The sequence below is a fragment of the Saccharomonospora sp. NPDC046836 genome (assembly GCF_040645195.1).
Taxonomy (GTDB): domain Bacteria; phylum Actinomycetota; class Actinomycetes; order Mycobacteriales; family Pseudonocardiaceae; genus Prauserella_A.
This window is the reverse complement of the sequence record NZ_JBEYXW010000002.1, coordinates 223,227-241,587: the sequence shown is the minus strand read 5'-3', so window position 1 is coordinate 241,587 and position 18,361 is coordinate 223,227. Positions and strand designations below refer to the sequence as shown.

Sequence of the window (18,361 nt, the reverse complement as noted above, 5' to 3'; positions counted from 1 at the left end):
CCTTGTGAAGGGGTCCCGCGAGGGTGTCCCTGTTTGGGGCAGGCGCAGGGCGGCGATCAGCGCAACGATGGGTAGGTGATCACCAACGCAGCACACGAGCTCGGCGGGTTCCTGCGCAGCCGGCGTGAGCGCTTGACGCCGGCTGCCGTGGGCATCGAACCCGGTGGGACCCACCGGCGCGTCCCCGGACTGCGCAGGGAGGAACTGGCCGAGCTCGCCGGGGTCAGTGTCGGCTACTACACGCGGCTCGAACAGGGCGTCAGCGCCAGTGCTTCCGCCGCGGTCATCGACGCGCTGGCCACAGCTCTGCGGCTCGATCCGGCCGAGCACGAACACCTGCGGATCCTCGCCGCTCCGAAACGGCCGACCCGGCCTCGTGCCCGGCGAACCAAGCTGAGGCCGTCAGTGTGGGACCTGCTCGCCGCCATGCCGGGGACGCCCGCGGTCGTCATCGACCATCGCTCAGACGTCCTTGCCTGGAACCGCCTCGGCCACGCTCTGCTGGCTGGCCACATCGGCTTCGACGCCCCGGACGCGCGGGTTCGGCCGAACATCGCCCGCATGCTGTTCCTCGACCCGCACCACCGTGCGTTGTACTGCGACTGGAACGCCAAGGCGCAGGTGACAGTCGCGGCCCTGCATCAGGCGTGCGCACGGCACCCCGCGGACCCCGAGCTGGAACAACTCGTCGGCCGGCTCGCGGTCGACAGCCCGGAGTTCGCGCGCATGTGGGCGCGGCGCCCCGTCCGAACCTGCTCGTACTACCTGCGTGAGCTCGAGCATCCCGTCGTCGGGCGGCTGACCCTGGCCAACGAGACAGTCACCCTGCCCGACGACGACCAGCAGATCGGGCTGTTCTACGCACGTCCCGGCACGTCTGACGCCGATGCACTCACCTTGCTCGCACAGAGCCTCGATTCGCAGAAGGAGAACGCACGTTGAGGATCATCGTCGTGGGCGGCGCCGGCACCATCGGACGACGGTTGGTGCCGGCGTTGCGATCCAACGGCCATGAGGTGGTCGTGGCCGGCCGCACGTCGGGCGACATCCACGTCGACCTGACCTCGCACGCGACCATCGAGGCGATGTACCGCGAGGTCGTAGCGGTCGACGGTGTCGTGAACATTGCAGCGCACGGTGCACTCGACGACTTCGAGACGCTGACGGCCGACGCGCTGCACGAGAACATGCGAGCCAAGTTCTTCGGGCAGATCGATCTGGTGCTCACCGGCCAGCACCACTGCACTGATGGCGCCTCCTTCACCCTGACGTCCGGAATCTTCGCCGACCAGGCCTGGCCGCACGTCACCGGTGGCGGCGTCATCAGCGGCGCACTGCACAGCTTCGCCCTGTCGGCCGCGATCGAGCTGCCTCGGGGCATGCGGATCAATGTCGTCAGCCCCACGATGGTCGGCGACTCCGTCGATGCCTTCGCCGAACACTTCCCCGGCATGCGTCCGATACCGATGGACACACTCATCGACCACTACCTGCACTGCATCGAAGGCGACGACACCGGCCGCATCATCCGCGCCTACGGATGACCGCGCATGCGGGCGTTGGCGCGCCCGCTGCGCTCGGCGTTGCTGGGCTACCTGTTGTCGGTCGGGCCGAGAACCGCGAGTGAGTGCGCGGTCGCCGTGGACTCCTCGGCATCGAACTGCAGCTGGCACCTGCGTCAGTTGGCCCGCTGGGGGTTGGTCGAGCGGGTCGAGGCCGGCGACGCCCGCGAGAAGCCATGGCAAGCGACACAGGTGGGCCTGGAAATGGGTGAGCTGGGCACCGAGCATGCGGGCCGCGCAGCTCGCCGTGCTGGGCGCTGCCGTCGGCAACGACCAGGTGCTGACGCAGCGGTTCGCCGACCCGGTCGGCGAGCTGGACCCGGATTGGCAGCACGCCTCGGCGCTGAACAGCTACTCGTTGCGGATCACCCCGGCGGAGCTGGACGAGCCAGTCAGCATTGGCGTCGCTGTTCGAACCCACCCGCAACGCACTGGTGCCGGTGCTCGTGGGCAGCGATCGGCTCACCGCCGCGAACGGCCTGATGGGGTTCAACAGCAGCGCCGCACGCCTGGTGGGCAGCTCCTTGGGGGGTCTGGTCCTGGGAACCAGCGGACTCGACTGGGTGCTCGCCGGTTACCTGGCAGCGCTGCTGCTCGCCACCGCGCTGCTGCTGCCGAGGTTCCGGACAGTCACCGGCCCCGCCGCTGTGCCGATCCGCCAACCCATGTTCCGGGCCTGGCTGGATGGTCTTGCCGAGTTCCGCCGGGAGCGGAGCCTGCGGGTCACCGGAATGACCCTCGCGCTGGGCGCGGTCGCGCAAGGCATGTTCCTCGTGCTGTTCAGCGCTGTCGGGGCGCCGGCGGTGTTCGGCACCTCGGGTGCACTCACTGTCGTGCAGACCACCGTCACCGCTGATCGGACGGGGCGCGTGCTGGCCACGACGTTCGCCGAGATGGCCGCGTTCCAAACCGCCGGCACGCTCGCGGCCGGTGCGCTCGTCGACGTCTGGGGCCTTGGCTGGTTGCTGAACATCCAGGCCACGCTGCTCCTGGTCGCAGGCGTTGTCGCCGTCGCAGGCCTTCGCCGACGGGCAGTCATGCGGCGATCGACCCGCGATGCGACGGAGACGCAGTCGGCGACCGCAGCCAGACCGTGATCAGGGCGGCCGCGACAGCCGGACCCAGGCCCCACGCCAGCGGCGCGATCGCACCCATCAGAGCAGTGGAGTTGACGAAGAGCCCGACCGCGCCGACCAGGCTGGCGACGCCTGTGATCGCGAAGGTCGCGGCGATGCGGCGTTCGAACCGGTTGCCGCGGAAGGCCGGGATCAGAAACAGGCACGCGAGGGAGAAGAACACTCCGAAGCCCAGCATCTCGAACGTGAACATCAGCGACGGCCAGCCGTAGGGCTGGAACCATTCCAAGCCCGCTGTGCGGCCCAGGCCTGCGCTCTGCCGGACCATTGTCAGCGCCACGAAGCGGTTGGCGCAGACCACGACGGCGAGCATGCCGACGAACATCAGCGAGATGAGGGTGAACACCTGCTTGCCCGCCTGCGTGGCGAGATGGATTCCGCACCACAGGGGCACCATCACCAACGTCGCCAGCAGGATGATCAGGTGGAAGATGGTCGCGTAGGGCTGCGGGGGCGGAAACGGGATCCCCTGCACCGTCATCACCACGAGCATGACCAGATACCCCAGGCTCAGGGCCACGTAGCCGACGCCCGCTTTCCTGCCTGTCGACGCGATTGCCGCTCTCTTGTCCATGGGTTGCTCCTTGCCGACTGGTGGCGTATCTCGTTCACCATTACAGCGATGAAGCTACGCCACTGTAGACTTCCGGGTCAACGCAGGGCAGCAGGAAAGGCGGAGACGGCCGCGATGGGCGAGCAGCACAGGACACCCACGCCACCGGGCATCGAACTGGCCTGGCGTCTCGCCGGCGACGCAGGCCACGAGCGGGAGCAGGCAGGCAACGGGCGCAGACCAGGCCCCCGACCTGGCCTCACGCTGAAGCGGATCGTCGCCGCCGCCATCGATGTCGCCGACCGCGAGGGACTTGCCGCGGTGTCGCTGGCCCGCGTGGCCGCCGCCCTTGACTCCGCCACGACCTCGCTGTACCGGCACGTCCGCTCCAAGGACGACCTCGTGGTGGTGATGCGCGACGCGGCCGCCGCGCCACCTCCCGAACTGCCGGCACCCGATCCCGTGCACTGGCGGCAATCGCTCAGCGACATCGCTAGGCAGATCTACGACATCTACCGCCGCCACCCCTGGGTGCTGCAGGTGCCCACGTCCGGCCCGCCGACGGCGCCGAACGAACTCCTGTGGGGCGAGCACATGCTCAAGGCACTGTCACAGACCACCCTGAGCTCTTCCGACCGACTCCGCGCCGTCACCCTGATCGCCGGCTACGTCCACGAGCAGGCTCGCCTCGCCGCCACCCCGGTCATCGCCAACGGCGCGGCGGCCGGCTACTTCGGCTTCCTCGCCACGGTCATGACACCGAGCCGGTATCCCATGTTCTGCGGCATCCTCGCGGACGAGGCGAACACCGGCTCGATCGCTTACACCGGAGAAGACTTCCAATTCGGCCTGGACCGCATCCTCGCCGGACTGGCCGAACTCGACCACGTCGAGGGCGTACGGTGACGAGGTAACGCTTACGGGTGCTAACCGTGACTCGGGAGGCGGGAGTGGGCATCCTGACCGGTAGAAGGGCAGCCACCCGGTGACCCGAGCGCGGACTCGAACTTCGGCAGGCGGGTTCATCCAGCAGATCCGTCTCGCCCCGGACGCCGCGACCGGCCGCTATCCGTTCACCCTGCCGGCCGTGGCATGGCTGGCCCGCTCCGGTGGTCTGCCGTTGGCGCCGGGGGTGACGTTCCTGGTGGGCGAGAACGGCTCCGGCAAGTCCACACTGGTCGAGGCCATCGCCGTGGCGTCCGGGTTCAACCCGGAAGGTGGGAGCCAGCACTTCCGGTTCGCTACCCGCGCCACCGAATCGAGCCTCGGCGATCACCTGGTGCTGACGTGGGCAACCCGCAAGCCGCGCACCAGGTTCTTCCTGCGTGCCGAGTCCTACTACAACGTCGCTTCCGAGATCGAACGGCTGGACCGCGAACCCGGGCCGTCGTTGCTGCCCGCCTACGGTGGGGTATCGCCGCACGAACGCTCGCACGGTGAGTCGTTCCTGGACCTGGTGACCCACCGGTTCGGCCCGCGCGGGCTGTACCTGCTGGACGAGCCGGAAGCAGCGCTGTCGGTACGCGGCTGCATGGCGGTGCTGGCCCGGCTGGCTGAACTGGCCGAGCAGGGTTGTCAGATCGTGGTGGCCACGCACTCGCCGATCCTGCTCGCCCTTCCCGGTGCCACCATCTACGAGATCGCCGAGACCGGCGACTTCGAGCCGGTCGCCTATGACGAGGCGTTGCCGGTGCGACTGAGCCGTGACTTCCTGGCCGCGCCGGAGAAGTTCCTGCGTTACCTGCTCGCTGACGACGAGTAGCCCGCCACGGCGCCGAAAATGAAAGTGCGTAGCTCACCCGGTAGTAGATCATGACCACATGCGTGCGTTTGATGAGCTGGTTGCCGAGGCCGAAACCGTGGATGTCTCCGGCTGGGGGTTCGGGTGGCTGGAAGACCGGGCCACCGAGGAGCGCCCGCCGTGGGGTTACGCGCGGCTGTTGGCGGATCGGCTGCCGCGGGTCGCCTCGGCGCTCGATATCGATACCGGTGGGGGCGAAGTGCTCGCCGAGCTGCCGGCTCTCCCAGCGCGGATGTGCGTGACAGAGAGCTGGGCCCCGAACGCCCGCCGCGCCGCGGAGCTGCTCGGACCGCGCGGCGTCGAGGTCGTCCAGACCGGTGACGGGGACCCGCTGCCGTTCCCGGACGGGTCGTTCGAGCTCGTGGTCAGCCGACATCCGGTGCGGCCGAACTGGCCGGAGATTGCGCGTGTGCTCGTCGATGGCGGACACTACCTCGCCCAGCACGTCGGGCCCGCCTCGGCGTTCGAGCTGATCGAGTACTTCCTTGGACCACTGCCGGACAGCAACCGCACGGGCCGCGATCCACACCACGAGGCAGCCGAGGCCGAGGCAGCAGGGTTGACGGTCGTCGATCTGCAAACGGCGCGGTGCCGCATGGAGTTCTCCGACATCGGGGCGGTCGTCTACATCCTGCGCAAATGTGTCTGGTGGGTACCGGACTTCAGCGTCGAGCGGTACCGGGACACCCTGCGCCGCCTCGACACGCAGATCCGGTCCGACGGAGCCTTCGTCGCGTACTCGACGCGACACCTCTTCCAGGCCCGCCGATAACCGGCAACAGCCAGCAGGCGTCAGCGGGTGCGTTCGTAGTGGCGGCGTGCTTTTTCGCGGTTTCCGCAGACAGCCATTGAGCACCAGCGGGCGCGGTTGGCGCGGCTGCGGTCGAGCAGGAACAGCTGGCACTCGTCGTTGGCGCAGGGGCGTAGTCGGCCGGGTAGCTGCTTCTCGGTGGCGGCCCACGCGAGGACCACCTCGACGGCCAGCCGGGCGTGCGGGGGAGCCTTGGCTGTCCACTGAAGACCGTCCGAAGTGAACTCCGGGATCTGGTGGACCCCTTCGAACAGCGGGCCCAACGCGGCGGGCGAGCTTTCTCCGCGCACTATGTGCTGCAGGGCGTCCCGCGCCTCGCGCAGGAGTGCCAGCTCTGCGAGGCTGCCTTCGCCGCCGTGCTTCCGTGCCCAGCGTCTGCCTCCGGCCGGGTCTGCGAGCGCGTCCTGTTCCTCGCCGTTGACCAGCGGCCTGCTGTTGAGCAGGTCCAGCAGCGCGTTCATCGAGTGCCGCTCCCCCTCTAACCAGATCGAATCCTTTGACAGGTTAGCCCATCCGTGCTTCCATGACGAGGAACTAACCGTATTAAGCATTCAAAGGGGTTAGATATGAGCTCGGTGCACCACCGGACCGCCACAGTCGGCGGCCAGGAGATCTTCTACCGCGAAGCCGGCCCCAGCGACGCCCCCGCGATCGTCCTGCTGCACGGCTTCCCGACCAGCTCGTTCATGTTCCGCGAACTCATTCCGCTGCTGGCCGGGGACTACCACGTCATCGCGCCGGACCACCTCGGCTTCGGCCACTCCGCCGCCCCCCGCGTGGGGGAGTTCACCTACACCTTCGACGCCCTCGCCGAACTCACCTCAGGACTGCTCGACCAACTGGGCCTGGACCGCTACGCCCTCTACGTCCAGGACTACGGCGCACCCATCGGATGGCGCCTCGCGCTCAAGCACCCCGAACGGATCTCCGCCCTCGTCACCCAGAACGGCAACGGCTACGAGGACGGTTTCGTCGAGTCGTTCTGGACCGACGTCTGGGCCTACGGGGCGAACCCCGGCCCCGGCACCGAACCCGCCGTCCGCGCCGCGCTGAGCATCGACGTCATCCGCTGGCAGTACGTGCACGGCGTGCCCGACCCGAGCTTGGTCAGCCCGGACACGTGGGAGCACGACTTCGCCCTTGTCTCCCGCGAGGGCAACGACGAGGTGCAGCTGGCGCTGTTCCGCGACTACCAGAACAACCGCCCGCTCTACCCGCTGCTGCACGAATTCCTGCGCACGAGCGAGGTCCCGGTGCTCGCCGTGTGGGGCCGCAACGACGAAATCTTCGGCCCGGCAGGCGCGCGGGCCTTCGCCCGCGACGCCAAGGACGCGGAGGTGCACCTGATCAACGGCGGTCATTTCCTGCTGGAGAGCCACCTGGATGTCGTTGCGGGTTACCTGCGCGGCTTCCTCGGACGAGTCCTGGGCTGAGGCGTAGTCCCGATGACCCGTTTCGGGCCGCCGAGACACCGGAGGACGAGGCGATCACGACGCCATGGCCGCGGCAAACGCGAAGCTGGTCACTGCGTGTCGAAGTCCGTCCCCCGGGAGACCTTCTCCCACGCGGCAAGCTCGGCTCGCACCGAATCCAGGTGCCCGACGAGGAGGTCCACCGCGTCACCGCCGAGGGCGAGCCGCAGCGGGGTGTTCTCCGCAGCCAGGGCCAGCCGGATCGCCGCCGCAGCTTTCGCCGGGTCCCCGAGTTGGGTGCCGTCACCATCCTGTACCAGCTTCCGGGTGGCGCCGACCTTCTCCGCGTACGCCGGGTGCTCCTCGGAGAAGTAGGCCGCGCCCTTGCCGAACAGGTTGGTGCGGAACGCGCCGGGCTCCACGATCAGCACCTTGATGCCGAACGGCGCCACCTCGTCGGCCAGGCCCTCCGACAGCTGCTCCAGCGCCGCCTTGGTCGCGCTGTACGCGGAGAACCCGGCGAAGGACAACTGTCCGCCCATACTGCTGATGTTCACGATCGATCCGCTGCCCCGCTCCCGCATCTGCGGCAGTAGCGCCCGGGTCAGCCGCGCCGGGCCGAACACGTGCAGCTCGAACAGGTCGCGAAGCTCCCGGTCGGTGGTCTCCTCGAATGCCCCGACCTGCGTGCGTCCGGCGTTGTTGACCAGCACGTCCACCCGGCCGTAGCGAGCCAGAACGTCGGCGGCCACCGCGTCGATCCGCCCGCCGTCGGTGACATCCAGAACGATCGCCTCTACCCGGTCGGGGTGCGCGGCAACCAGGTCGGCCAGCGCCTCGGTCCGCCGGGCCGCGCCGATCACCGTGTCATCGGCGGCAACCGCGGCCTCAGCGATGGCTCGCCCGAAACCGCTGCTCGCGCCGGTGACCAGCCAGACCTTGCCGTTCTGGGTCATCTCTTCGTCTCCCGCATCAACTGCCGTGCGGGACCTTCCCGCCGACAGCTCCCATCCTTCGCCGGGATCCGGGACCAGGTCCAAGACCTGTTGTGATAGCCATGAGTTATGGACGTCCATGGACGCGATCTGCGCTACTTCGTCGCGGTCGCCCAGGAGCTGAACTTCACACGGGCCGCCGAGCAGCTCTTCATATCCCAGCCAGCGCTCAGCAAGCAGATACGGATGCTGGAGAAGCAGTTGGGCGAGCGTCTGTTCCACCGGGACCGGCGGGCGGTGCGGCTGACCGCAGTGGGGGAAGCCCTGCTGCCGCACGCCCGCAGGATGCTGGCCGCCGGGGAGGCCGCCGAGGCGGCGGTGGAGAAGGCAAGTACCGCCGAGCGGCACACCCTGGTCATCGGCATGTCCACCAGCCCGGGCCGCGGGCTGCTGCCTGCCTTGCGGACCCGGCTGGTCTCCCAGTATCCCGGCGCACGACCCGTCCTGCGGCAGGTCAACTGGGCCGATCCCAGTGCCGGGCTGGCGGACAGGTCCAGCGATGTCGCCTTCGTCTGGCTCCCACTCCCGGACGGCGACCGCTACCGGTGCGCGGTGGTGGCCCAGGAACCACGCCTTGTCGCACTGCCGCATGGGCACCCCCTGGCGACGCGGGCCGCAGCCGATCGCGAGGGAGCAGTGGACTTCACCGATCTCCTCGACGAGCCGTTCCTCGCCCTTCCCCCAGAGGCCGGTCCGCTACGGGACTACTGGCTGGCCCTGGACGCCAGGGGCGATCGCGCGCCGCTGATAGGCGGGGTGGTGGCCAGCGCCGAGGAGACCCACGAGGCGGTTGCCAACGGCCAGGGCGTGGCACTGCTGGCCGCCGGCAACGCCTCGCTGGTCGTCCGTGACGAGGTGATCGCCGTGCCGGTGCGGGGCATCTCCCCATCCCAGCTGGCGGTGGCCGCCCGCCGGGACGACGAGCGGCCCTTGGTGCTGGCCTACCTGGCCGCGGCGGCAAAGGTAGGAGCCAGCACCTCCTGATACAGGTTGCGCTCCAACCTTTTTGCCGGACACACCGTGATAAGAGGCATTATCACGGTGCTGATTTCTCAAATGGTTTCGCAGTATCGCGTGTCGTGATACAGGTTCTCCTAACGCGTGCGCGAAACTATGCAGGTGACAAACGAGCTGGTCAGCGAGATAGAAGCGCAGGACAACAGGACTGGGGAGCCGGTCTGCGCACTGGAGGGCTGTGACAACCCGTTGCCGCCACCGGCGGTGGACGAGAACGGCAGGCGCAAGGGCGGGCGGCCGTCCTCGTTCTGTTGCAAGGCGCATGCCGACGCGGCGTCCCGGCAACGGCGGGCGACGCAGCTGGCGGCTGTGGTCGACCCGCTCGCGGAGCTGCGCCGTGCGGCCGAGACGTTCGGACCAGTCGTGGAGCCGGTACTGGTGGCCCTGCGGGAGATGACCGGTCGACTGGACACCGCCGAGGAGGCGGCGGTGGCGCAGGTCAAGCAGGCACAGGAGGAGGTTGCGGCGGCGCGCACCGAGACCGAGGACGCACGACGGCGCGCTGAGCAGGCCGAGCGTGCGCGGGACCGGGCGCTCGCGCAGGGCCGCGACGACCGCGCCGCCCGTGCGGAGGCGGAGAAGAACGCACAGCGTGCGATCGCCGAGGCCGAGCAGGTCCAGCGGGACGCGTGGACGACGGTCGCCCAGCACGAACGGGCACGGGGCGCGGCCGAAACGGCGGCCGCGGCGAGCGCGCAGGCCCGTGAGGAACTGGCTTACCAGTTGCGGGTGGCGCGGCAGGAGCTCGATGAGGTCCGCGAGAGCCGCGCGGAGCTGGCGGGCCAGTTGGACGGAGTCCGTGTCGACCTGCGCGAGCTGAGCACCACGCACACGGTGGCGACAGAACGGCTCGATGCGGCGTCCGCGCAGGTCGCAGCGCTCAGCACCGCACTGGACCACATGCGCCGCGACGTGACCGAAGCCCGCGCGGACGCCGCCACCTCACGTGCCGAGCTCGACCAGGCACGAGCAGAGCTCGCCGAGGAACGCACCGGGCGCCAGCTCGCCGACTCCCGCGCGGACCATGCTGAGGCGGCGCGCGCGGACCACGCGGCACGGCTCGCGGAGCTGGGCGGCCAGCTCGACCAGGCGCAGGGACGCATCGACCGATTGCTCGAGAACCGGACCGCACCGCAGGAAGGTGCGGGCGAGGCACCCGCACCGGACCCGGTCACCGGCTAGCTCCCGGCTGACAGCCAGGCCTGTCGTTAAGGACGGTGTCATCAGCCGCCACGTCCTATGAAGTAGCTGGTCAGGTCGGCGCGGCGGCGACGGCGACGGATTCCAGCCGGGTCGTGTAGATCCGGTAGGCCTTGCGCTCGGCTGGTGATGCCCCGCTGGTGTTCAGCTCCGCGGCGGCGGTGAGCAGCGCTTGGTGCACGTGGGGCAATGCGGTGACGTGCAGGCTGAAGCCCTGGCCGCGGCGGATCTCGCGGCCGCGCCGTAGGGCGTGGCCTTCGGCTTCGCCCAGGTTTTCGTACGCGGTGAGGTGGCGGGCGATCGTGCCCGGGATCTCGATCCGTACCGGCTGCGGCTCGTCGACGGCTGCGACGATGGCTGGCTGTTCGAGGTGGCCGGGCATCAGGTCGGCCACCGCGGTGCGAATCGCGACCCGGCTGACGTCGTGTTCGCGGGCGAGCGCGGCGATGCTCGCACCGTCGCGATAGGCCTGCCGGACCTCCTTGACGGCGCCGAGCTGCTCCAACCGCGGCCGACGTCCGGATTTCGCGCCGGCGGCGCGAGCGGCGGCGAGGCCGTCGCGGGTGAGTTCGTTTTGCAGGTCGCGTTGGAACTGCCCGACCGAGATCAGGACGTTGACCAGCATGATGGTGGTCGCGTCGCCGGCGGCGAGGTCGACGATGCCCGACAGCGGACCGGACAGCACCCGCACCCCGTCGGCGCCGTCGGTCAGCCCGGCCTCGGCGAGCAGGTGGGTCTGGCGCGCGGTGCTCTGCTCGGCTGTGGACACCACCCTGGCTTGCCGGCCGCCGGGCGCGGCCGGCAAACGACCCTATCTGTCGTCAAACCCTGTAATTATCGCACAACGGCCTTCATTGGATTTCGCCGGCGCCGCGGCGGCCGTGTCCAGCAGCCCGGTCGATCCGGTGCCCGCCCCGCGCGGACTGTCGTTAAAGGATGGTTTTGCGACACGGACGATCCGGTGATTGCGTCGGTCACCTGCAAGGCGTGGCCACGGGCACTCGAACGGGTGGCGTCGCGGGTCCACCTTGACCTTGACCCGAGGTCAAGGTCAAGGCTGGTTACATGACTCGTTCGACCACTTCATCCTGGGCCGGCATGGTGCCCGTCGACGACACGGCCCTGTCGGTCACCGACAGCCGAGGCCCTGGCCGTCCCATCGTGTATCTCAACGGCTCCTATGCCAGTCAGCGGTCCTGGCGGCGTGTGATCGCCGAGCTCGGCCCACAGTGGCGGCATGTCACCTACGACGAGCGGGCGCGCGGCGGGTCGAAGCGGTCGGCGGACTATTCCTTCGAGGGGTGTCTGCGGGACGTCGACGCAGTGGTCGAGGCGACCGGGGTGGACCGGCCGCTGCTGGTCGGCTGGTCCTACGGCGCGGCGCTGGCGGTGCACTGGGCCGACCGCAACCCGGACAGGGTCGCCGGTGTGGTGTCGGTCGACGGTGCGGTGCCATGGGGGCTGACCGGGGAGGAGAACCGGGAACGAATCCGGCGCGCGTTTCACAAGATGCGGCTAGGGCTGCCGCTCGCGCGCCCGTTCGGCCTGGCCGCCTCGATGAGTGCCGCCCAGCACGCCGAGGTCAACATCGAGATCAACGAGGTCTGCGCTGCCCTCGAACCGGTCCTGGACCGACTCGCCTGCCCGGTGCGCTACATCCTGGCCTCGGGCGCGAACCTCGGTGGCGGCGCTGAGGAGATGGAACAGATGCGCGCGTCGCTGGATCCGGTGCTCCGCCGGAACCCTAACCTGCAGGTCAGCACCAAAGTCGAGAGCAACCACACACAGATCCTGCGCAAGGACTTCCGGGCGATCGCCGCCGCCGTGCGGGAGACCGCTGCCGAGCAGGCCCGGGAGGATCGCTGAGCCGATGACCACCGGGGTGACCATCGGGCAGGCGGCCGCGTTCGCCGGCATCACGATCAAAACGGTCCGGCACTATCACAGGCTCGGCCTGGTCGACGAGCCTGTTCGCGACAGCTCCGGGTACCGGCGATACGGCTCAGCCGAGCTGTTGCGGCTGGTACAGGTCCGAACCCTGGCCGCCGCCGGGGTGCCGCTGGCCGACATCGGCCCGCTTCTGGACTCCGACACCGCGCCGTTCGCTGAAGCATTCGCCGACGTCGAGCGGCACCTGAACGCACGGATCGCCGAGCTGACCGCGCAGCGGGACATGTTCCACCGCCTCACCTCCGGTGACCGCACCTTGTTGCCCGACCGCGCCGTGGCGATGCTGGAGGGAATGCCGACCCTCGGCTTCACACCGCAGGACGTGCGGACCGCCCGAGAATCCTTCGTGCTGGCCAAAGCCCTGGTCCCCGCAGGCTTTGACGACTACCTCACCGACATCGAACACGCGCTGCGCGACCCTCGCTTCCTGGAACTGACCAAGCGCAGCGCCGAGGTCATCGGATGGGAACCCGACGACCCCCGGGTCGCCGAACTGGCCACCGACATGGCCGAGCACTACCTTGCCAACCCTGCACAGCTGAGGATCGTGACCGGTCTGCAAGCCCGCACCCAGACCGCGACCCGGTACCGGTTGATCGCCCACCACGGTGAGAAACACGACTCCGCCGCGGCCCGCCTGGCAGCGCTCGTCGAAACGAAGCTGCGTGCCGCCGGGATCGACATCCCCAGATCAGATTGAAGCTGAACGGTCACCGCCGGCTGACCCGTCACCGCCTCGGCCATGTTCGGCTCGAGCGCGCGGCCGAACCCCCGCAGCACAGCACGGGCGGCAAGGTGCGCGCCGTTATCCCCGCCCCGGTCCCGAGACCGAGGCCGAGGCCGAGGCTCGCTAGCGCCCCAGCAGGGCCGTGGCGATGGCGACCTGTGGCGGCGCCAGCGCGGTCTCGCCGTCCTCGATGTCCCACAGCGCGTTCTGCAGCACGCGGCCAAGCGTCCAGCCGGTCGCGTGCTGCCGGTCGAGGTGCAGCACCTCCGTCAGCAGGTCGAAACGGCGGAGCACCGCGCGCCGCACGTCACCGCCCGCCACGACCTCGTCCCAGCGGTTGTCCAGTGCAGGCAGGAGATCGAAACCGGGGTCCCCGGCGAGTGGCTCCGGATCAATGGCCAGCCATGGCTCGCGATGCCCGGCGAGGATGTTGTCGTAGTGCAGGTCCCAGTGCAGCAGCCGGTCGCCGGGTTCGGTGATCAGCTCGGCCACGGCCGAGGCGCAGGTCCGCACCAGCTGCTGCTCGGCCGGGTTCCGCAGGGCAGGTACCGCGCGCGGCACCTGGTCGAGCATGGCCGCGGCGATGTCGGCCAGGTGCCGGATGCCCTCCGGGGCCGGTACAGCGACCAGCCGTGCCAGCAGCTCGGCAAGGATCTGCAGTGCAGCGTTGTCGTCGGGCAGCGAGGACAACGGGCGCGCGGCGTCCAGTCGTTCCAGCAGCATGGTGCCGGTGTCCGGATCGTGGTCGAGCAGGCGAACCACGCCGTTGCCGTTCCAGACCCGCAGGCCGACCGATGTCGCGGCGTTGTCCTCGCTGACCGCCTGCAGTTTCAGCGCTGCCGGTGTGTCGTCGGCTCGCCGCACCGGCAACACGAGCGATGCCATTCCATGCGCTGGCGGGCCGTCGAGCCGTAGGTCCCAGCGGTCCAGAAAATCCGCGGCCAGCCGGGGCAGCGCGGCAATCCACGCACGGCCGGTGGCGCCGCTGTGCTTGCTGTAGGCGGCGGCGAGCGCAGGCGGGATGTCGATGTTCATGGGTGAGCAGTTCCTTCGTGGTCTGGCGGTTTCTGGCTGACACGAACGGAAACTGCTGGTGGTGCCCGGCTACCGGGCAGACGTCAACGCATGCGCTGAAGCCTAGCCGACGTCGTGGCCGTGACGACCCGTTTCACGGCCGGTTCCTCCGCGGGCCGAGCCGGTGGGCTCTCGATGTCGACCGTGCTGCGCAGTGGTGTTTCCCGGATGAACAGGACCGCGATGAGGGTGAGCACTGCGACGATGGCCGCAATGCCGAAGAGGGTGCCGATCGCGTCGCCGTAGTCGGCGCGGACGAGGTCGCGGACCGGCTGCGGTAGTGCTGCCACATCGAGGGTGCCGCCGCCGTGGCCGGCGACCTGCGTCGCGAGCACAGCGCCCAGCGCCGACACCCCTGCCGTGCCGCCGAGGGTACGGAAGAACGTCACCGTTGAGGTCGCCGAACCGAGGTCGCGCATCCCGACCGTGTTCTGCACGACCAGCACGAGGTTCTGCATGAGCGCGCCGAGGCCGATGCCCAGGAAGGCCAGGTACACGCCCATCCAGGTGAGGTTCGTCGTGTGGTCGACGGTGCTCAGTAGCCCGAGCCCGGCGATGAGGAGCAGGGAACCCGCGATGAGGAACGGCTTCGTGCGCCCGATCCGGGACACCAGTTGCCCGCTGATCGTCGAGGACAGGAACAGCCCCAGCACCATCGGCAGGGTCATGAGCCCCGCGTGGGTGGGGGAGTAGCCCCGCGCGATCTGGTAGTACTGCCCGAGGAACACCGCGCCGCCGAACATCCCGGTGCCCACACCGAGCGTGCCAATCACGGCCAGGCTGAATGCGCGGTCGCCGAACAGGCGCAGCGGGACGACCGGGTGGCTGACCTTCGTTTCGACGATCAGTGCCAGCCCGCACGCGAGCACCGACCCGGTGACGAACCAGACCGTCGCCCACGATGCCCATGCGAAGCTCTTGCCTGCCAGCGAGATCCAGATGAGCAGCAGCGCCACACCACCGACCAGCAGGGTCGCACCAAGCCAGTCGATCTTCACGGGTTGCCTGACGACCGGCAGGCGCAGTGTCTTGCCGAGCACCACGAACGCCACGACGGCGATGGGCACGGAGACCCAGAAGCACCAGCGCCAACCGAGTGAGGAGTCGACGATCAGGCCACCGAGCAGCGGGCCGGACACGGTCGCGACGGCGAACGTCGCACCGATGTAGCCCGAGTACTTGCCCCGCTCGCGCGGCGCGATCATCGCCGCCATCACCGCCTGAATGAGCGCCTGCAGACCACCCATTCCAATGCCCTGCAGTGCGCGAAAGCCGATCAGCTGCGGCATCGACTGCGCGAAACCGCCCAGAACCGAGCCGATCGTGAAGATCACGATCGCGGCCTGGTAGAGCGCCTTCTTACTGAACAGGTCGGCGAGCTTGCCCCAGATCGGGGTCGTCGCCGTCGAGGTGAGCAGCATCGCCGTGACGACCCATGTGTACTGGCTCTGGGTTCCGTTCAGGTCGGCCAGGATCGTGGGGAGAGCGTTGGAGACGATCGTGGAGGAAAGGATCGCCACCAGTAACGCAAGGAGGAGGCCGGTGAAGGCCTCCAGGATCCGACGGTGCGACATGGGTTCGGCAGCAGCGTGCTCGGGTGTGGACGTAGTGGGCTCCTTCTCGCACTCGGGGAGAAGTTCAGACTAGCCCGAAATAGTTGTGTGCTGCAACTACATATTTCGTCGGTGTTCACTACGGCGGTCACCACGAAGGACAATCCGGCTGACCTGATCAACGTGGCGTTGGAGGAGCTGGTCCGGGCGGGGTGCGAGCTGCCTGGTTTCTCGACGCTGGACCGGATGGCCACGGCGATTCGGACGGAGACGAACACCGCGCTGTATGCGATGGTTGCGGCGCGGATTGACCTGGCGGGCAAGGCCCGGCTGGCGCGGTTGTTGTGGCTGGACCCGACGTCGCGGCGCAGCGACTTCGACCGGTTGAAGACGCCAGCGAAGGCGGCGACGCTGGGCAAGTTCAAGCTGCGCCTGGCCCATCTTCAGGAACTGGACGGGCCCACCGAGCAGTGGCTCGACGGCATCCCGGCCACGAAGATCGCCCATTTCGCCGGGGAGGCCCGGGTCACCGACGTCGGGGACATGCGGGACATCGGCGAGGCGAAGCGGTGGAGGCTGCTGGCGAGCCTGATCCACGAGTGCCGCACCGCTGCGCGGGACGAGGTCGCGACGATGTTCTGCAAGCGGATGGCCGTGATCCACAAGAAGGGTAAGGAACGGCTGGAGCAGTTGCGCGAGGCCCACCGGGCCGAGTCCGAGCGGCTGCTGGACGTGTTCGGCGACGTCCTCGCCGACGCCCGGCAAGCCACCGCCCTCGCCGAAGGCGTCGCGGCCACGGCGGAACCGGCGGCGGTGGTGGCCGAGCGGGCTGGTCGGCTGCTGCTCAAGACGCTGGCGGACGCGGGTGGGATCGAGCAGCTCTCGGCCGCGCACGAGGCGGTGTCGGCACATCACGGCAACAACTACCTGCCGCTGCTGGAGAAGTTCTACAAGAGCCACCGCTCGGCCCTGTTCACCCTGCTCGACACCCTCGATCTGGAGCCGACCAGCGCCGATCACAGCGTGATCGACGCGGTGGAGTTCCTGCGCGCGATCCGGGGCCGTACGGGCGAGTACGTCCCGGCCAAGGTGACGGTCGGCCGGGGAGAGGACGCGGTGACGGTGGCGATCGACATCGACTTCGTCACCGAGGCGTGGCGCAAGATCCTGGTGGTCAAGGACCGGCCGGGCAGGCTGGTGCGTCGCCACCTGGAGGTGTGCGTGTTCTCCTGCCTCGCCTCCGAGCTGCGGTCGGGGGACATCGCGGTGGTCGGCGCCGACTCCTACGCCAACCTGCACGCGCAGCTGATGTCCTGGGACGAGTGCGCGCCGCTGGCCGAGCAGTTCTGCGGCCAGGCCGGAATCCCGTCCGACCCGGAGGAGCTCACGGCGCACTACCGGGCGGCGCTGGCCGACGTCGCCGCGGTGGTCGACGCGGGGTTTCCGCACAACACCGACCTGTCCTTCAAGGACGGCCGTCCAGTCCTGCGCCGCCGCACGGGCGCCCGTGCGGCGCTGGCACTGGAGGACGCGATCCACCAGCGGCTGCCGGAGCGCGGGCTGCTGGACATCCTCGCGCGCACCGCGCACCTTCTCGGCTGGACCCGACACTTCGGGCCGGCGTCCGGGTCTGACCCGAAGATCCGTGATGCGATGGCCCGCTACGTGCTGACCGTGTTTGCCAACGGCACCTTGCTCGGCCCGGCGCAGGTCGCCCGGCACATGCGCGAGCAGGTCTCCGCGCACGAGCTGTCGATCGCGGCGAACAAGCACACCACCTGCGCCAAGATCCACGCCGCGTCCACGGACGTGATCAACGAGTTCGCGAAGCTCGACGTCGCCGGGGTGTGGGGCGACGGGAGGGTGGTCGCCGCGGACGGGACGCAGGTGGACACGTGGGAGAACAACATCCTCGCCGAATCCCACATCCGGTATGGGGGCTACGGCGGGATCGCCTACCGGCACATCTCCGACACCTACATTGCGCTGTTCAGCCACTTCATCCCGTGCGGGGTGTGGGAGGCGGTCTACATCATCGAACGGTTGCTGCGCAGCGACTCCGACGTCCAGCCGGACACGATCCACGCCGACACCCAGGGCCAGTCGCTGCCGGTGTTCGGGCTGGCGGCGCTGCTGAGTTTCGACCTTCTCCCGCGGATCCACAACTGGGCCGACCTGAACTTCTACCGCCCGGCCGCGGACGTGGGATTCGAGCACATCGACACGTTGTTCGGCGACCACGTGATCGACTGGGGCCTGATCGAGACGCACTGGCCGGATCTGCTGCGCACCGCGATCTCGATCAGCCAGGGCCGGTTGTCGTCGGTGACGCTGCTGCGCCGGCTGGGCAACAACTCCCGCAAGAACCGCCTGTACCGGGCGTCCCGCGAGCTCGGCCGGGTCGTGCGGACGATCACGCTGCTGCGGTTCCTGGCGGACGCGCAGCTGCGGGAGCAGATCACCGCGATCACCAACAAGGCCGAGGCGTTCCACGGGTTCTCCGCGTGGCTGCGCTTCGGCGGCGAGACCATCGGCCGCAACGACCCGGACTACCAGTAGAAGATCATCAA

At 69.1% G+C, this 18,361-nt stretch carries 19 protein-coding genes; 13 read left to right on the top strand and 6 right to left on the bottom strand.

All coding sequences use genetic code 11. The features are described 5' to 3' along the window. The first annotated feature begins 75 nt into the window (after positions 1–75). Genes ABZ863_RS04160 through ABZ863_RS04145 form a run of 4 tightly spaced genes read left to right on the top strand, consistent with a single transcriptional unit; the run spans position 76 to position 2,659 of the window. The gene (locus ABZ863_RS04160; RefSeq protein WP_358530911.1) at positions 76–942 is read left to right on the top strand and encodes a helix-turn-helix transcriptional regulator; all 867 of its coding nucleotides are present in this window, start codon (positions 76–78) and stop codon (positions 940–942) included. Further along, positions 939–1,544 (top strand): short chain dehydrogenase, encoded by a 606-nt coding sequence (locus tag ABZ863_RS04155; protein WP_358530909.1) that lies wholly within the window; start codon positions 939–941, stop codon positions 1,542–1,544. Before ABZ863_RS04160 ends, ABZ863_RS04155 begins: the two co-directional genes overlap by 4 nt. 6 nt (positions 1,545–1,550) lie before the next feature. Next, entirely contained in the window at positions 1,551–2,045 is a 495-nt protein-coding gene (locus tag ABZ863_RS04150) for a winged helix-turn-helix domain-containing protein (RefSeq protein WP_358530907.1), read from the top strand. Beyond that, positions 1,961–2,659 (top strand): hypothetical protein, encoded by a 699-nt coding sequence (locus ABZ863_RS04145; RefSeq protein WP_358530905.1) that lies wholly within the window; start codon positions 1,961–1,963, stop codon positions 2,657–2,659. Before ABZ863_RS04150 ends, ABZ863_RS04145 begins: the two co-directional genes overlap by 85 nt. Here the strand turns inward: ABZ863_RS04145 and ABZ863_RS04140 are convergent. Continuing rightward, positions 2,598–3,272, bottom strand: coding sequence for a hypothetical protein (locus ABZ863_RS04140; protein ID WP_358530903.1), 675 nt, complete (start codon positions 3,270–3,272; stop codon positions 2,598–2,600). The two genes, ABZ863_RS04145 and ABZ863_RS04140, sit on opposite strands and share 62 nt — an antisense overlap. A 114-nt stretch (positions 3,273–3,386) precedes the next feature. Between ABZ863_RS04140 and ABZ863_RS04135 the strand changes: the two genes are divergently transcribed. The 3 genes from ABZ863_RS04135 to ABZ863_RS04125 all read left to right on the top strand — a co-directional run bounded on the left by ABZ863_RS04135 (position 3,387) and on the right by ABZ863_RS04125 (position 5,824). Then, positions 3,387–4,157: a TetR/AcrR family transcriptional regulator gene (locus ABZ863_RS04135; RefSeq protein ID WP_358530901.1), complete on the top strand. Its 771-nt coding sequence runs from the start codon at positions 3,387–3,389 to the stop codon at positions 4,155–4,157. 79 nt (positions 4,158–4,236) lie between these two features. Further along, positions 4,237–5,013 (top strand): AAA family ATPase, encoded by a 777-nt coding sequence (locus tag ABZ863_RS04130; protein ID WP_358530900.1) that lies wholly within the window; start codon positions 4,237–4,239, stop codon positions 5,011–5,013. Between the two features lie 58 nt (positions 5,014–5,071). Next, complete coding sequence (locus ABZ863_RS04125) at positions 5,072–5,824, top strand: methyltransferase domain-containing protein (protein ID WP_358530898.1); 753 nt, start codon at positions 5,072–5,074, stop codon at positions 5,822–5,824. Between the two features lie 20 nt (positions 5,825–5,844). Here the strand turns inward: ABZ863_RS04125 and ABZ863_RS04120 are convergent, their stop codons facing one another. Then, positions 5,845–6,324 carry a CGNR zinc finger domain-containing protein gene (locus ABZ863_RS04120; RefSeq protein WP_358530897.1) on the bottom strand — a complete coding sequence of 160 codons (480 nt, stop codon included), beginning with the start codon at positions 6,322–6,324 and terminating at the stop codon, positions 5,845–5,847. A gap of 105 nt (positions 6,325–6,429) precedes the next feature. Here ABZ863_RS04120 and ABZ863_RS04115 point away from each other — a divergent pair, with 105 nt between their 5' ends. Beyond that, complete coding sequence (locus ABZ863_RS04115) at positions 6,430–7,296, top strand: alpha/beta hydrolase (RefSeq protein ID WP_358530895.1); 867 nt, start codon at positions 6,430–6,432, stop codon at positions 7,294–7,296. Between the two features lie 89 nt (positions 7,297–7,385). Here ABZ863_RS04115 and ABZ863_RS04110 read toward each other — a convergent pair whose 3' ends face one another. Further along, on the bottom strand, positions 7,386–8,231 hold the full coding sequence (locus ABZ863_RS04110; RefSeq protein ID WP_358530893.1) for an oxidoreductase: 846 nt from the start codon (positions 8,229–8,231) through the stop codon (positions 7,386–7,388). A 108-nt stretch (positions 8,232–8,339) separates the two neighbouring features. Between ABZ863_RS04110 and ABZ863_RS04105 the strand changes: the two genes are divergently transcribed. Then, entirely contained in the window at positions 8,340–9,254 is a 915-nt protein-coding gene (locus ABZ863_RS04105; protein WP_358530891.1) for a LysR family transcriptional regulator, read from the top strand. A gap of 135 nt (positions 9,255–9,389) precedes the next feature. After that, on the top strand, positions 9,390–10,469 hold the full coding sequence (locus ABZ863_RS04100; RefSeq protein WP_358530889.1) for a hypothetical protein: 1,080 nt from the start codon (positions 9,390–9,392) through the stop codon (positions 10,467–10,469). A 70-nt stretch (positions 10,470–10,539) separates the two neighbouring features. Here the strand turns inward: ABZ863_RS04100 and ABZ863_RS04095 are convergent, their stop codons facing one another. Further along, a complete protein-coding gene (locus ABZ863_RS04095; protein WP_358530888.1) occupies positions 10,540–11,256 on the bottom strand; it encodes a hypothetical protein in 717 nt (238 codons plus the stop codon). A 296-nt stretch (positions 11,257–11,552) separates the two neighbouring features. On the opposite strand from ABZ863_RS04095, the gene ABZ863_RS04090 reads away from it, so the two are divergent. Both ABZ863_RS04090 and ABZ863_RS04085 read left to right on the top strand, forming a co-directional pair. After that, a complete protein-coding gene (locus ABZ863_RS04090) occupies positions 11,553–12,353 on the top strand; it encodes an alpha/beta fold hydrolase (RefSeq protein ID WP_358530887.1) in 801 nt (266 codons plus the stop codon). 4 nt (positions 12,354–12,357) lie between these two features. Beyond that, the gene (locus ABZ863_RS04085; RefSeq protein WP_358530886.1) at positions 12,358–13,137 is read left to right on the top strand and encodes a MerR family transcriptional regulator; all 780 of its coding nucleotides are present in this window, start codon (positions 12,358–12,360) and stop codon (positions 13,135–13,137) included. A gap of 150 nt (positions 13,138–13,287) precedes the next feature. On the opposite strand, the gene ABZ863_RS04080 is transcribed toward ABZ863_RS04085, so the two are convergent. Continuing rightward, positions 13,288–14,199, bottom strand: a complete 912-nt coding sequence (locus ABZ863_RS04080) for an aminoglycoside phosphotransferase family protein (protein ID WP_358530884.1) — start codon at positions 14,197–14,199, stop codon at positions 13,288–13,290. Between the two features lie 83 nt (positions 14,200–14,282). Further along, on the bottom strand, positions 14,283–15,812 hold the full coding sequence (locus ABZ863_RS04075; RefSeq protein ID WP_358530882.1) for an MDR family MFS transporter: 1,530 nt from the start codon (positions 15,810–15,812) through the stop codon (positions 14,283–14,285). A gap of 111 nt (positions 15,813–15,923) precedes the next feature. On the opposite strand from ABZ863_RS04075, the gene ABZ863_RS04070 reads away from it, so the two are divergent. Then, a complete protein-coding gene (locus ABZ863_RS04070) occupies positions 15,924–18,350 on the top strand; it encodes a Tn3 family transposase (protein WP_358530880.1) in 2,427 nt (808 codons plus the stop codon). Positions 18,351–18,361: the final 11 nt, after the last annotated feature.